Here is a 14,138-nt window from a genome sequence, read left to right as displayed (position 1 = left end):
TCCATGGCTCGATTTCACTATGCCTACCAGAAGATCGTCGATTTGAAAACGAGCGAGAAATCGCAGGCGGAATGGCAGCTGTCCGTGGTCGTCGGCAAGCTGACGCAGGAAGAACAGAGCCTCCGGCAGCTGCAATCCGAACGCGCCGTCTGGAGCGAGAAGCTGCAGCACGCATCGCTTTCCGCGGTATCGCTCTCGGAGATCATGACGATCCAAACGTACATCGATTACCTGGACGACGGCATTCTTCGCAAAATCGGCGACGTGAAAAAGGCGGAATCGGCCGTGGACGCGGGCAGGAAGACGTTGTCGGACCGAATGGTAGACGAAAAAGTATGGCTGAAGACGAGAGAACATGCGCATAAGCGGTTCGTGGCCGAGATGACGGTGAAGGAACAGCATGAATTGGACGAGCTCGCTTCCGTACGCTTCATGTACGCGGCGCCTTAACAAGGCCGGAAGCCTTTGCGCGAATCGGGAGCCGATGCCCGAGGGAGGGACCTAGTATGTCAGATTTGGAAATGGAGAAGCAAGGCTACAGCGGAATGGAGCGGTTCATGTTTTTCGTGACGCCGATCTTGTTTACGCTCATCCTGCTCGGCGTGCTCGTCACGTTGTTCAATTTTAATTTGCGGAACAAGGCGCTGGAGATCGGGAACGACATTCCGTTCTTGAGCCGCTTTCTGCCCGATCCGGCCGCGAAGGACGGACAGGCGGACGAAGAGACGGTCAAGTCGGCCAACGCGACGGCGAAGATCGCCGAGCTTCAATCGCAACTGACCGCGAAGGAAGCCGAGCTAAGCAAGACGGCCGCGGAGAACGAGAAGTTGAACGGCTCGGTCAAGGATCTTCGGCAGCAGATGGACCAGCTGAAGCAATCGAACGCCGACAAGGCGCTCGACGATGCGGCTTATCAAAGCAAGATCGGCGAATTGGCTTCGATGTTCGGCACGATGACGCCGAGCAAAGCGGCGCCTATCATGGAGAGCATGGAGACCGCGGAAGCGGTGCTCGTGCTGGACGCCATGCGGCCGGAGGAGCGGGCGAACGTGCTCGCCAAAATGACGCCGGCGAAAGCGGCGGACGCGGCGGTCATGCTGAAGGACTCGAAGACGGCGAAGGACCGCGAGATCGCGGCGCTGCAAGCGCGGGTGAAGAAGCAGGAAGCCGCTTCGACGCAATCGGAGTCCGTGCTGAGCGCGACGCAGCTGAACGCGACGTTCTCGTCGATGGATCCGAAAAGCGCGGCCGACCTGCTGCTCAAAATGGCCGACGTCAGCCCGAGCAAGGTGCTGCGCATCTTGAACGCCGTAAGCGACGCCTCCCGTTCGAAAATCATCGCGGAGATGTCGACGGCGAATAAAGCCGTTACCGCGCAGCTGGTATCGAAGCTTATGGTCGGCAAGTAAGGAAACCGCCTTTACGCCATCGTCGAAAGGAGGTGAAACATATGCAAATGCCGATAACCGCGGCTTCTCCCGCGCCTGCGCCGGCAGCCGGACACGTCCCCTCGGCGAAGGGCGCGGATGGCGCCAAGTTTAATCAGGCCTTCGCGCAGACGATGACCGGCGCGCCGGGGAAAGGGACGAACGCCCAGCCTGGCGGAGAGACCGCGTCGGGCGTCGCCAACGCGCCGGGGACGCCGGCTTCGCCGCTCGGCGAGCATGGATCGGCCGCGGATCTCCTGAAGGCGATCGAAGCGCTGCTTCGACAGCTGGGCGAGATCGAGGGCGGCAAGACCGATGAGCCGAAGACGGACGACGAGCCGCCAGGCGCGCCTTCGAACGCCGAATTGGGCGATGCGCTGCAGCAGCTGGATAATTTGCTCAGCCTGCTCGCGGGTATACCGATGCCGCAGCAGCCGGCCGCGAAAACGCCGGCTGACGCCGCGCCGGATAGCGATGCGCTGAAAGCCGGTTTGCAGGAAGCGTTGACGGATCTCGGCGAGCTGCTTCGGCAGCCGAACGGCGCGCCGACGAATCGGGATCAGCTGGCGCTGATCGGCAAGGAACTGACGGAGCTCGAAGCGCTGCTCGGCGGCAAGTCGCCGAAGGCGGATGCCACGGCCGCCTCGCGGTCCGCGGATAACGGAGCAACCGTCGCGGAACCGGCCGACCTGGTCCGCGCGCTGACGACGACGTCGCGGAACGCCGCGCCGCAAGCCAGCGTCCATCTTCAGCGCATGGCGCATCGCATGCTCCATGCGAGCGTGCTGGACGCGTCGCGGAAGCCGGAGGACGACATTGCTGCTGATGCACTTGCCGATGCGGTTCCGGAAGCGCCTGATTCGGCCACGCTGCCTGCCGGCACGGCCTTCGAGCTGCCGCGAATGACCGCGGCGCTTCCGAAGACGGTCGTCTCGCAGCAGGTACCGGTTCAACAGTTCGCGGCGACGATTCAAGGACTCGTCGTGAAGCAGTTCAACGTGACCGCGGGCGAGAACGGCTCTTCCCAAGCGCAGCTGACGCTGTTTCCGGAGCATCTGGGCCAAGTCAACGTGAATATTTCCGTGCATAACGGCACGCTGACCGCGCAGTTCGTCACGGATACCGCGACGGCGAAGGACATGCTGGAAACCCAGCTGGCTCAGCTGCGCTCCGCGCTGCAATCGCAAGGCTTGCAGGTCGATAAGCTGGTCGTCTCGCAGTCGGCGGTACAGGGCGGCAATCCGTTCCAACAACGCCAAGGCCATCAAGGCCAGGAACACGAAGCATCGAAGCGGAATAAGTCCCGCGGCGAGACCATCGACGAGATCGACTTTTCGTCCGACCTCGAAGCCGTCACGACGCAGCAAGCGGTCGACCGGGACTTGGGCCTCGGAAGAGGCATCCATACGATCGCTTAATATCCGCTGACAAGCAGCGCTTAGCGCCAACTCCAAGGAACGGAGGTGACGGGAACCAATGGGAGATCGCGTATCCACCACCAATGTGTGGCCTTATTACAGATCGAGCAACGTGCAGAAGGCGGCGAACAAGCCGGCGGACGAATCGTTGGGCAAAGACGATTTCTTGAAAATCCTCGTAACGCAGCTGCAGAACCAAGACCCGATGCAGCCGCTGCAGGATAAGGATTTCATCGCGCAGATGGCGCAGTTCACATCGGTCGAGCAGCTCGTGAACATGGCGGACCAGCTTTCGGCGCTTCGCCAGAATCTGGGGATGGCCTCCTCGATGATCGGCAAGAACGTCGAATGGTACGACTACTCGGACACGGGCGAGATGATTCCGAAGAACGGCATCGTCGACTCCATCGTCATCAAGGACCACGCGCAGTACGCGCGCGTCGGCGACGCCGACATCAGCCTCGACGACATCGTATCGATCGGCGACGCTAGCGGAGCCGGCAACGGAAGCGATGGCGGCGACGAAGGCGGTGAAGCCGCGAATGGATGACGTCATGAAAATCGGCCATTTGCGCTTGACGGCCGGGGCGCCGATACGCAAGCCGGCGCAAACCGACGGCGCGGCGGGCAACGCTTCATTTAAAGACGTGCTGGACCGCACCGTCCTGAATTTCAGCCACCACGCCGAACAGCGCATCGCCCAGCGGGGCATCACGCTCAAGCCGGACGCGTTGACCAAGATCGGCCAAGCCATCGACCAGGCCGCCGCCAAAGGCGCGAAGGATTCGCTGGTCGTGTACCGGGACATCGCCATGATCGTCAACGTTCCCAGCCGGACCGTCGTGACGGCCATGGACGGCAACTCCATGCAAGGCAACGTGTTCACCCAGATCGACAGCGCGGTCATCGTTTCGTAAAGCGGCCGGACCTGCAGCCAGGAAGCCGCGGGCCGCGGATCGAAGGAAGCGGCCCGAACGAACGATTCGCCCGCACGACGCAATTCCGAATCGACTTATAACCCGTGGGAGGTTGTCCATCGAATGTTAAGATCTATGTACTCCGGCGTATCCGGCATGCGAGGGTTCCAAACGAAGCTGGACGTTATCGGCAACAACATCGCGAACGTGAATACGGTCGGCTTCAAGGCGGGCCGCGTCATGTTCAAGGATATTTTGAGCCAGACGGTCTCCGGCGTCACGCGTCCGGAGGAAGGCACCACCGGCGGCGTGAACGCGAAGCAGGTCGGACTCGGCGTGGCCATCGCCTCGATCGACACGATCCATACGCCGGGCAGCGCGATGACGACCAACGTGCCGACGGACGTGCGCATCGACGGCGACGGATTCTTCGCGGTAGCGCCTAACGCCGACGGCGGAACGCCTTACTTGACCCGCGCGGGCGACTTCAAGGTCGACGCGGCCGGCCAAATGGTGAACGGCGACGGCATGTTCGTCCTCGATTCCAACGGCGCGCCGATCGTCCTTGATCCCGCGGAGGTCAAAGCGTTTTCGATCGCGCAGGACGGCGGCATCATCGCCGTGAACGCGGACGGCACGACGACGGCGACCGGTATCCAGCTCGGCATCGTGAAAGTCACGAACCCGAACGGCTTGGAGAAAATCGGCGGCAACCTGTACCGCATGACGCCGAACGCGAACGTGGACGGCGAAGTGACGCTGACGACGGCGAACGATCCCGAAGCCGGCACGGGCGCCATCATCGCCGGGCAGCTGGAAATGTCGAACGTCGATCTGACGTCCGAGTTTACCGAAATGATCGTCGCGCAGCGCGGCTTCCAGGCGAACTCCCGGATCATCACGACCTCGGACGAGATTTTGCAAGAGGTCGTCAATCTTAAACACTAGGTAAACAGCCGAGGGGAGGCGCGACCGCCTCCCCGACAGGTTAAGGAGGAAGCCCATGATTGCTGTAACGCGTTTGAACGGCAAGACGGTACATCTAAACGCGCTGCTCATCGAGTTAGTCGAAGAAACGCCCGACACGCTGATCACGCTCACGACGGGCAAAAAAATACTGGTGTTGGAGAAAGCAAACGACGTCATTTCCTCCATACAGTCTTATCTTCGGTCGATCGGCGTCTATGCGGCGACCATCAAGAGCGATCAAACGGAGGGAACATCCCCATGAAGAAAATGCTGCCTTGGCTCATTACCACCTTGCTCGCGATCACGCTGATCGCGGTCGTGGCCGTCATTCTGTTCAACTCCGTCATCGACGGAGGCGGTACCCAAAACGCGGCGGCCAAAGCGGCCGACGAAGCGGCGGACGTCAAGACGGAGAAGCTTTCCGCGGATAAACGCGTGGAATTGACCAGCACGATCGACAAGATTCAAACGAATTTATTGGACTCCGATTACGTTGCGGTTCTCGGCTTAGCTTTTCAACTGGACGACAAGTCGACGAAGAAAGATTTCGATAAAATCAAGGACATCCAGATCAAGCCGATCATCATTCGAACGCTTTCCGACATGAAACCGGAAGAAATCAACGGCTCGCAGGGGAAAGACAAGCTTTGCACGGAACTGCTTAATTTGATAAATCCCGAGCTGCCGCACGGCAAGCTCATCAACGTCGAAATCACGGACTATATCGTAACGAAGCTGTAAGCATCAGGATTTTGCCGCATTCCGTTCAAGGAGGTGAGAAAAATGGTTGACGTTTTGTCGCAGAACGAGATCGACGCGCTGCTTGCCGCCTTGTCGTCCGGCGAGATGGACGCGGAGGAACTGAAGAAGGAAGAAACGCAGAAAAAAATCCGCGTCTATGAATTCAAGCGCGCCGTCCGGTTCTCGAAGGATCATATCCGGAGCTTGACGCGGATTCATGAAAACTTCGCGCGATACTTGACCACTTATTTCTCCGCGCAGCTTCGCACGTTCGTTCAGATCAACGTCGTTCAGGTCGAACAGCTGCCGTATGACGAATTTATCCGGTCCATTCCGAAGATGACGATTCTGAACATTTTCGAAGCCGAGCCGCTCGAAGGCCGCATGGTGCTCGAAGTGCATCCGAACGTCGCTTACGCGATGCTGGACCGCATGCTCGGCGGCCAGGGGCTGGCGCCTTCCAAGATCAACGCCTTGACGGAAATCGAGACGACGATCATGGAGCGGATCTTCAGCCGCACGTTCGAGAGCCTGCAGGAGGCGTGGAAGACGATCGTCGATCTTCAGCCGCGGCTCGAAGCGCTGGAGACGAACCCGCAGTTCATGCAGATCGTCTCGCCGAACGAGACGATCGCGCTCATCTCGCTCAGCACCAAAATCGGCGACACGACGGGCATGATCAACCTCTGCATCCCGCATGTCGTCATCGAGCCGATCATGCCGCGCCTGTCCGTCCACCATTGGTTCGTTTCGCAGAAGAAGACGCGGGCGCCCGAGGAGGTCGAGGTACTGAAGCAGCGGGTCAGCAAGGCCAAGCTGCCGATCGTTTGCGAACTCGGCAACTCCAGCATTTCGATTCGCGAGTTTCTGGGTCTTTCGATTGGGGATGTCATTTCATTGAACAAATCCATCGATCAGGGGCTGGATATCAAAGTCGGGGACAAGTTGAAGTTCATCGGAAGTCCCGGGTCGGTCAAGGATCGCATGGCCGTTCAGATCAATGAAGTTCTCACCGAAGGAGTCGAAGAAGAATATGACGAGTAAAGATTACTTATCGCAAGAAGAGATCGATGCCTTGCTGCGTCAAACCTCCGACGAGCCCGATATGCCCGCCTCGGCGCCGGAGCCGATGAGCCGGGAACAAGAATTGAACACCTACCTGAGCTCGATCGAGCAGGATGCGCTGGGGGAAATCGGCAACATTACGTTCGGAAGCGCGGCAACGGCGCTCTCGACGCTGCTCGGCCGCAAAGTCGACATCACGACCCCGCAGGTATCCCTGATCCGCCGCAGCGAACTGGACGAAGAATTTCCGCGCCCGCACGTCGCCGTGTCGGTCAGCTACGTGGACGGCTTCCAAGGCATCAATTCGCTCGTCATCAAGACGAAGGACGCGCAGACGATCGCGGATCTCATGCTAGGCGGCGAAGGGAAGCTGCTCGGTTCGGAGCTGAACGAGATTCACATCAGCGCCGTGCAAGAGGCGATGAACCAAATGATGGGCTCCTCGGCGACGTCGATGTCGACCATCTTCAACCGGTTCGTCAACATCTCGCCGCCGGGGATCAACATTCTCGACGTGTCCAATGGGGAAGGCGTCGAAAACCTGCCGCCCGACGATCGCTTCATTAAAGTATCGTTCCGCCTGATGATCGGCGATCTGATCGATTCCACCATCATGCAGCTGCTTCCGATCGCGTTCGCGAAGGAGATGGTCGACACGCTGATGGGCGGAGCATCCGATCCGGCACCGGCCGCAGCGCCGGCACCGACGCCGACGGCCGCTCCCGTCGCCGCCGCAGCCCATGTGGCGATGGCGGAAACCGCCGCTTCGTACGCCGAGCCGTACGCATCCGCGCCAGCGCCTGCGCCGTCGTCTATGCCGGCGACGATGCCGATGGAGCCGCCGGCCGCGCCGATGCAGCAGCCGCCGGCTTACGCGCAGCCGCCGATGCCGCAGTATGCCGCCGCGCCGCCCGCGGGGCCGCAAACTTACGGCGCCATGCAGAACCGGAGCGCGACGGTTCAGCCGGTTCAATTCGCGAATTTTCAAGGCGCGCCGTACGTGCAAACGGACGATTCCAACCTCAATTTATTGCTCGACATTCCGTTGAAGGTCACAGTAGAATTAGGAAGGACTCAGAAACAAATCAAAGATATTCTTGAATTGTCTCAAGGTTCCATTATTGAATTGGACAAGCTGGCGGGCGAGCCCGTGGACATTTTGGTCAATAACAAGCTGATCGCGAAAGGCGAGGTTGTCGTTATCGACGAAAATTTCGGGGTCCGGGTAACCGACATCGTCAGCCAATGGGATCGGATTCAAAAGTTACAATAACATCTAGGGGGAAGAAGCAATGGCAAACCGCATTTTGATCGTTGACGACGCAGCTTTTATGAGAATGATGATCCGTGACATTTTGACGAAGAACGGCTATGAAGTGGTCGGCGAGGCGCAAGACGGCGCGCAGGCGATCGAGAAGTACAAGGAACTGAAGCCGGATCTCATCACGATGGACATCACGATGCCCGAGATGGACGGCATCGTCGCCTTGAAAGAAATCAAAAAAATCGACGGCAACGCCAAAGTCATCATGTGCTCGGCCATGGGCCAGCAAGCGATGGTCATCGACGCCATCCAAGCCGGCGCGAAGGATTTCATCGTCAAGCCGTTCCAAGCCGACCGCGTCATCGAAGCGATCAAGAAAACGCTGGGTTAACCGGATGAAGGTTCGGAAAGGATTCCGGCTCGCGGGAACGGCCGTCTCCGCTTGGCTGGCGACGGCGAGCCTCGCGTCGGCGGCGCCTTCGGCGGACGAAGGCCAGCCCGACTTCGGCTCCGGAACCGGCATCGGCTATCTGATCTGGGTCATCGTCGCGCTCCTGCTGGTGATCGGCCTCATCGTCTTGCTGATCAAGTGGCTGGCCAGCCGCAACCGCGGCTGGGGCACCAACAAGGCGCTGCGGTCGCTCGGCGGCATTCCGCTCGGCCAGAACAAGTCGCTGCAGGTCGTCGAGCTGTCGGGGCGGTTGTACGTGGTCGGGGTCGGGGAAGACATTACGATGCTGGACAAAATCGACGATCCCGAAGCCGTTGCGGCCATCCTGAACGCCATCGAGCAGCAGAACGGCCGCGCGTGGAACCCGCCGACGATGGCCGAATGGCTGGGCCGGCTTCGCAACAAGCAGACGCCTTCCGCGCCGCCGGGCGAGAACTGGTCGTCGGCCGTGTCGTTCAAGGAGCTGCTGAACGACGGAATGAAGCGCCAGGCGGACCGAAAACAAAAAGTCGAAGACCTGCTTAACGAGCAAAATCACAAGGATCGGTTGCTGGACGAATGAACAAAAAAATCATATTGACGTCGCTGGCTCTCCTGTTCGCCGGACTGCTATTCCACGCGCACGCGTTCGCGGAACCGCTCCCGAACGTCAGCGTCAACATCGGCGGCGAAAGCGGCGAATCGCCCGGAACGAGCGCCTTGTCGCTGCTGCTCATCATTACCGTGCTCAGCGTGGCTCCGGGCATCTTGGTCCTCATGACCAGCTTCACGCGAATCGTCATCGTGCTCGGCTTCGTGCGCACCTCGCTCGGCACGCAATCGATGCCGCCGAACCAAGTGCTGGTCGGCCTCGCGATGTTCCTGACGTTCTTCATCATGTCCCCGACGCTCGGCGCGGTGAACGACGTCGCGCTCCAGCCTTACTTGAAGGGCGAGCTGACGCAGACGCAAGCGCTCGGCAAAGCGGCGGATCCGATGAAGAAATTCATGTTCAACCAGACGCGGGAGAAGGACCTCGAGCTGTTCATGAAATACACGAAGACGGAGACGCCGAAGACCTACTCGGACATTCCGATCACCGTCATGGTGCCGGCCTACGCGCTCAGCGAGCTGCGAACGTCGTTCCAAATGGGCTTCATGATCTTTATTCCGTTTCTCATCATCGACATGGTCGTCGCGAGCACCTTGATGGCGATGGGGATGATGATGCTGCCGCCCGTCATGATTTCGCTGCCGTTCAAAATCCTCCTGTTCGTGCTCGTGGACGGCTGGTATCTCGTCGTTAAGTCGCTATTGCTCAGCTTTAACACGACATAGCCCTGCTGGGAAGGAGTGCATCATGAGTACGGACTTCATCATCGCGCTGGCCGGACAGGCGGTCTATACGGTGTTAAAAGCAAGCGCCCCGATGCTGGTCGTCGGGCTGATCGTCGGATTGATCGTCAGCATTTTTCAGGCGACGACGCAAATCCAGGAGCAAACGCTGGCTTTCGTGCCGAAGGTGGCGGCGGTTCTGCTGTCCGTGCTGCTGTTCGGTCCATGGATTTTGAACACGTTGGTCGATTTCACTTACAACCTCCTGAACAACTTGTATAAATACATCGGATAGGCTGTGAGTCGGGTGGAGCTGGTTTACAAGGGGTTTCCTATTTTTTTGCTTATTTTTTGTCGAATTACAGCATTTTTCGTCGTGGCGCCGGTCTTTTCAACGCGAAACGTGCCGAAGACGTTTAAAATCGGACTCTGTTTTTTCGTATCGCTCCTCGTGTTTCTGACGTACGGCATGAAGCAAACCATCGTGCCGGACGCCGAATACATCCTGGCCATCATTCGCGAGATCCTGGCGGGCGTCCTGCTCGGATTCGCCGCCTACTTGTTTTTCGCGGTCATCAATACCGCCGGCAGCTTCATCGACATGCAGATGGGCTTCGGCATGGCGAGCATCATCGACCCGATGACGGGGGCTTCGGCTCCGCTCCTCGGCAATTTCAAGGGAATGATCGCGACGCTGGTGTTTCTCTCGATCAACGGGCATCATTACCTGCTGTCCGCGCTCTTGCAAAGCTACGACTGGATTCCGCTGTCCAACACGCTGTTTCTGCACTTGAAGACCGGGAGCATCTCGACCTTCCTGGTTCAGATGTTCGCCCAGACGTTCATGCTGGCGCTCCAGATGTCCGCGCCGCTCGTCGCGGCGATGTTCCTGACGGACGTCGGGCTCGGGTTTCTCGCCCGGACCGCGCCGCAGTACAACGTGTTCGTGATCGGCATTCCGATCAAGATTCTCGTCGGCTTCCTCATGCTGGCCGTCCTGATGCCGGGATTGGTCACGCTGTACGAACACATCTTCGCGCAGATGTTCGACGCGATGCAGAAGCTCTTTTCGATCTTGCAAGGTCCGGCATCTTGAGTGGGAGGATTCCGCGATGAAGAATTACCGTTGGGCGCTCGACTTGCAGCTGTTCTCCCAGGAAAAGACGGAGCGCGCAACGCCGAAAAAACGGGAGGAAGCGCGCAAAAAAGGCCAACTCGCCAAGAGTCCGGAGCTCCCGGCCGCGTTCATCCTGCTGTTCGTCTTCCTCAGCTTCCTCATGCTAGGCGGGTATTACAAGGAACGGCTCATGTCCTTGTTCGGCCTGCTGCTGGAACAGAAGCTGCTGATGGACGTGACGACCGAGAACGTCGTGACGTTGTTCTCCGACCTGATGATGCAAGGGCTGATGCTGCTTGCGCCGATTTTCGTCATCGCCCTGCTGGTGGCGCTGCTCGGCAATTACATGCAGATCGGCATTCTCTTCACGGGCGAACCGCTCAAAATGAAATTCGGCAAGCTCAACCCGGTCAAAGGGTTGAAAACTATTTTCTCGCTGCATTCCGTCGTCGAGTTCGTCAAAAACATTTTGAAGCTGCTCGTGATCGGGCTCGTCGTCTATGCGACCCTCATGAGCGAGAAAGACCGCATTCTGGGACTGGCCACCGTGTCGATCGGCAACATTTTCGGCTTCATCGCGAGCGTCACGATCCGGCTCGGCGTCGAGATCGGCGCGATTCTCGTCGCGATCGCCGTCTTCGATTATTTCTACAAACGATTCGAGCACGAGAAGAGCCTGCGCATGTCGAAGCAGGACATCAAGGACGAGCACAAGAAAGCCGAAGGCGATCCGCTCATTAAAGGGAAAATACGCGAACGGCAGCGCCGCGCGGCGCTTCAGCGCATGATGCAGCAGGTGCCGAAGGCGGACGTGGTCATCACGAACCCGACCCACTTCGCGATCGCGCTGCAGTACGACGGCGCGAAAATGGAAGCCCCGAAGGTCGTCGCGAAAGGGATGGACTTCGTCGCGCTTCGGATCCGGGAGATCGCGAAGGAGCACGACGTCATAACGATGGAAAACAAGCCGCTGGCCAGAGCGCTGTACGAGCGGACGGATATCGGGGATACGGTACCGGCCGACTTGTTCCAGGCTGTGGCCGAAGTGCTGGCCTATGTATATAAGCTTAAGAACCGAGTGAAATAACGTCGCATCATCGATGGTGGAGGGAACGTCATGAAAGCCAGGGATTTATCCATACTCGTCGGAATTATCGGCATCGTGCTGATGATGGTCATTCCGATTCCGACTCCGCTGCTCGATGTGCTGCTGATCGTGAACATCTCCGCGGCCTTGATGATCCTGCTCATCTCCATGAACACGCAGGACGCGCTGCAATTCTCGATCTTCCCGGCGCTGCTGCTCATCACGACGCTGTTCCGGCTGGCGCTCAACATCTCCACGACGCGCAACATCCTGGCGCACGCGCACGCGGGCAAGGTCGTCGGCACGTTCGGCAATTGGGTGGCCGGCGGCCAGATCGCCATCGGCTTCGTCGTGTTCCTGATTCTGGTCGTGGTGCAGTTCATCGTCATCACGAAGGGCTCCGAGCGCGTCGCCGAGGTGGCCGCGCGGTTCACGCTCGACGCGATGCCGGGCAAGCAGATGAGCATCGACGCGGATTTGAACGCCGGCTTGATCAACGAGCAGGGCGCGAAGGAACGCCGGCAAAAAATCGAGCGCGAAGCCGATTTTTACGGCTCCATGGACGGCGCGAGCAAATTCGTCAAGGGCGACGCCATCGCCTCCATCATCATTTTGTTCATCAACCTGATCGGCGGCTTCGTCATCGGGATGGCGGTCCACGGCATGGGGTTCTCCGATTCCCTGAACACGTTCTCGGTCCTGACGATCGGCGACGGCCTGGTCAGCCAAATTCCGGCGCTGCTCATCTCCACCGCCACCGGCCTGATCGTGACGCGCGCCGCCTCCGACGGCAACCTGGCGCAGGACGTGACGTCCCAGTTGTTCCGCTACCCGAAGCTGCTGTACATCGTGGCGGGCACGGTCGGGCTGCTCGGCATCGCGACGCCGATCGGACCGCTCGCGACGCTTCCGTTCGCGGCCGTGATCGCGTTCGCGGGCTACCGGATGCAGCAAAATCTGGCGAAGCGGCAGCAGGCCGAAGAGCAAATGGTCGAGGAACAGGAAATCGAAGAGGTCCGAAGCCCGGAGAGCGTCATCAGCCTGCTTCAGGTGGATCCGATCGAATTCGAATTCGGCTACGGCCTCATCCCGCTGGCGGATACGCAGCAAGGCGGGGACCTGCTCGACCGGATCATCATGATCCGCCGTCAATGCGCGCTGGAGCTCGGGCTTGTCGTGCCGGTCATCCGGATCCGCGACAACATTCAGCTGAAGCCGAACGAGTACGTCATCAAAATCAAAGGGAACACCGTCGCGCGCGGCGAGCTGCTGCTCAACCATTACTTGGCCATGAGCCCGGGCTTCGACGACGAAGGCATCGTCGGCATCGAGACGACCGAGCCCGCGTTCGGCCTGCCGGCGATCTGGATCGACGAGGCGATGAAGGAACGGGCGGAGCTGACCGGGTATACCGTCGTCGATCCGCCGTCCGTCGTCGCGACGCATCTGACGGAGCTGATCAAGCGCCATGCGCACGAACTCATCGGCCGCCAGGAGACGAAGGCGCTCATCGACAACGTCAGGGAAGCGTTCCCGGCGCTCGTGGACGAGCTCATTCCTTCGATTCTGAACGTCGGCGACGTTCAGAAGGTGCTGGCGAAGCTGCTTCGCGAGAAGATTTCGATCCGCGACATGGTGACGATCTTCGAGTCGCTGGCGGATCACGGTCCCTTTACGAAGGATCCCGACATTTTGACGGAATACGTCCGCCAGGCGCTCTCGAGGCAAATCACGCTGCAGTACAGCCACCAGGGGGACACGCTGCGCGTCATTACCGTCGGGCCGTCGCTGGAGAAGAAAATCGCGGAATCGGTGCAAAGCTCCGATCAGGGCAGCTACTTGGCGCTCGACCCGGTTTCGACGCAGACGATCTATCAGAAGCTGAACGAACAGGTGAACCGGCAAATTCAGTCCGGCAACCAGCCGATCGTGCTCGCGTCGCCGACGATCCGCATGTATCTCCGCCAAATCGTCGAGCGCACGATGCAGGACGTGCCCGTCCTGTCGTACAGCGAACTGGAACCGAGCATTGAAGTTCAAAGCATGGGAGTGGTGAATCTGTGAAGGTGAAACGCTACGTCGTCAACGCGTTGCCGGAGGCACTGCCCATGATCCGCAGCGAGCTCGGGGCGGACGCCGTCATCCTGAACACGAAGGAAATTCGCGTCGGCGGATTTCTTGGCCTGTTCGGCAAGAAAAAAACGGAAGTGATCGCGGCGGCCGAATCGAACGGCGGCGATCACGCCAGACCGGCCGCCAGACCGGCGGCGAGGGCTTCCCTGACGCCGGAAGCGGCCGCCGCGATGGCCGCGACGCTGTCCGCGGCGGCGTCGGCAAGCCGCGAGAAGCCGGCCGCTTCGGCGGCGCC

General features: G+C 59.6%; 17 protein-coding genes and 1 pseudogene. All 18 read left to right on the top strand.

The window, feature by feature from the left end; translation table 11 throughout:
• Positions 1-3 precede the first annotated feature (3 nt).
• On the top strand, positions 4-450 hold the full coding sequence (gene fliJ, locus I8J29_RS27260) for a flagellar export protein FliJ (protein WP_208850515.1): 447 nt from the start codon (positions 4-6) through the stop codon (positions 448-450).
• A 56-nt stretch (positions 451-506) separates the two neighbouring features.
• Positions 507-1,409, top strand: a complete 903-nt coding sequence (locus I8J29_RS27255; RefSeq protein ID WP_208850514.1) for a MotE family protein — start codon at positions 507-509, stop codon at positions 1,407-1,409.
• Between the two features lie 41 nt (positions 1,410-1,450).
• The gene (locus tag I8J29_RS27250; protein ID WP_208850513.1) at positions 1,451-2,845 is read left to right on the top strand and encodes a flagellar hook-length control protein FliK; all 1,395 of its coding nucleotides are present in this window, start codon (positions 1,451-1,453) and stop codon (positions 2,843-2,845) included.
• Between the two features lie 58 nt (positions 2,846-2,903).
• Positions 2,904-3,395 (top strand): flagellar hook capping FlgD N-terminal domain-containing protein, encoded by a 492-nt coding sequence (locus I8J29_RS27245; RefSeq protein WP_208850512.1) that lies wholly within the window; start codon positions 2,904-2,906, stop codon positions 3,393-3,395.
• Positions 3,388-3,762 carry a TIGR02530 family flagellar biosynthesis protein gene (locus tag I8J29_RS27240; RefSeq protein WP_090638724.1) on the top strand — a complete coding sequence of 125 codons (375 nt, stop codon included), beginning with the start codon at positions 3,388-3,390 and terminating at the stop codon, positions 3,760-3,762. Before I8J29_RS27245 ends, I8J29_RS27240 begins: the two co-directional genes overlap by 8 nt.
• 123 nt (positions 3,763-3,885) lie before the next feature.
• Positions 3,886-4,710 carry a flagellar basal body rod protein FlgG gene (flgG, locus tag I8J29_RS27235; RefSeq protein ID WP_090637629.1) on the top strand — a complete coding sequence of 275 codons (825 nt, stop codon included), beginning with the start codon at positions 3,886-3,888 and terminating at the stop codon, positions 4,708-4,710.
• Between the two features lie 55 nt (positions 4,711-4,765).
• Positions 4,766-4,993, top strand: coding sequence for a flagellar FlbD family protein (locus tag I8J29_RS27230; protein ID WP_208850511.1), 228 nt, complete (start codon positions 4,766-4,768; stop codon positions 4,991-4,993).
• Positions 4,990-5,472: a flagellar basal body-associated FliL family protein gene (locus I8J29_RS27225; RefSeq protein WP_208850510.1), complete on the top strand. Its 483-nt coding sequence runs from the start codon at positions 4,990-4,992 to the stop codon at positions 5,470-5,472. The genes I8J29_RS27230 and I8J29_RS27225 overlap by 4 nt, the downstream gene beginning before the upstream one ends.
• Positions 5,473-5,514: 42 nt before the next feature.
• Positions 5,515-6,516: a flagellar motor switch protein FliM gene (fliM, locus tag I8J29_RS27220; RefSeq protein ID WP_208850509.1), complete on the top strand. Its 1,002-nt coding sequence runs from the start codon at positions 5,515-5,517 to the stop codon at positions 6,514-6,516.
• Positions 6,506-7,810: a flagellar motor switch phosphatase FliY gene (fliY, locus tag I8J29_RS27215; protein ID WP_208850508.1), complete on the top strand. Its 1,305-nt coding sequence runs from the start codon at positions 6,506-6,508 to the stop codon at positions 7,808-7,810. Before fliM ends, fliY begins: the two co-directional genes overlap by 11 nt.
• Positions 7,811-7,829: 19 nt before the next feature.
• Complete coding sequence (locus I8J29_RS27210; protein WP_090637619.1) at positions 7,830-8,192, top strand: response regulator; 363 nt, start codon at positions 7,830-7,832, stop codon at positions 8,190-8,192.
• Positions 8,193-8,196: 4 nt separating this feature from the next.
• The gene (locus tag I8J29_RS27205) at positions 8,197-8,814 is read left to right on the top strand and encodes a flagellar biosynthetic protein FliO (protein ID WP_208850507.1); all 618 of its coding nucleotides are present in this window, start codon (positions 8,197-8,199) and stop codon (positions 8,812-8,814) included.
• Positions 8,811-9,569, top strand: a complete 759-nt coding sequence (gene fliP, locus I8J29_RS27200) for a flagellar type III secretion system pore protein FliP (RefSeq protein WP_208850506.1) — start codon at positions 8,811-8,813, stop codon at positions 9,567-9,569. The genes I8J29_RS27205 and fliP overlap by 4 nt, the downstream gene beginning before the upstream one ends.
• Positions 9,570-9,591: 22 nt before the next feature.
• A complete protein-coding gene (gene fliQ, locus I8J29_RS27195) occupies positions 9,592-9,861 on the top strand; it encodes a flagellar biosynthesis protein FliQ (protein ID WP_090637613.1) in 270 nt (89 codons plus the stop codon).
• Positions 9,862-9,873: 12 nt separating this feature from the next.
• Positions 9,874-10,662: a flagellar biosynthetic protein FliR gene (gene fliR, locus I8J29_RS27190; RefSeq protein WP_208850505.1), complete on the top strand. Its 789-nt coding sequence runs from the start codon at positions 9,874-9,876 to the stop codon at positions 10,660-10,662.
• A gap of 16 nt (positions 10,663-10,678) precedes the next feature.
• Entirely contained in the window at positions 10,679-11,770 is a 1,092-nt protein-coding gene (flhB, locus tag I8J29_RS27185; RefSeq protein WP_208850504.1) for a flagellar biosynthesis protein FlhB, read from the top strand.
• A 30-nt stretch (positions 11,771-11,800) separates the two neighbouring features.
• Complete coding sequence (gene flhA / locus I8J29_RS27180; protein WP_208850503.1) at positions 11,801-13,834, top strand: flagellar biosynthesis protein FlhA; 2,034 nt, start codon at positions 11,801-11,803, stop codon at positions 13,832-13,834.
• Positions 13,831-14,138, top strand: a pseudogene (locus I8J29_RS34015) (flagellar biosynthesis protein FlhF); the annotation flags it as partial. The gene flhA and the pseudogene I8J29_RS34015, both read left to right, overlap by 4 nt.

The sequence above is a fragment of the Paenibacillus artemisiicola genome (assembly GCF_017652985.1).
Classification (GTDB): Bacteria; Bacillota; Bacilli; order Paenibacillales; family Paenibacillaceae; genus Paenibacillus_Z; species Paenibacillus_Z artemisiicola.
The sequence above is the reverse complement of the archived record's forward strand: the minus strand, read 5'-3'. Positions and strand labels throughout refer to the sequence as shown.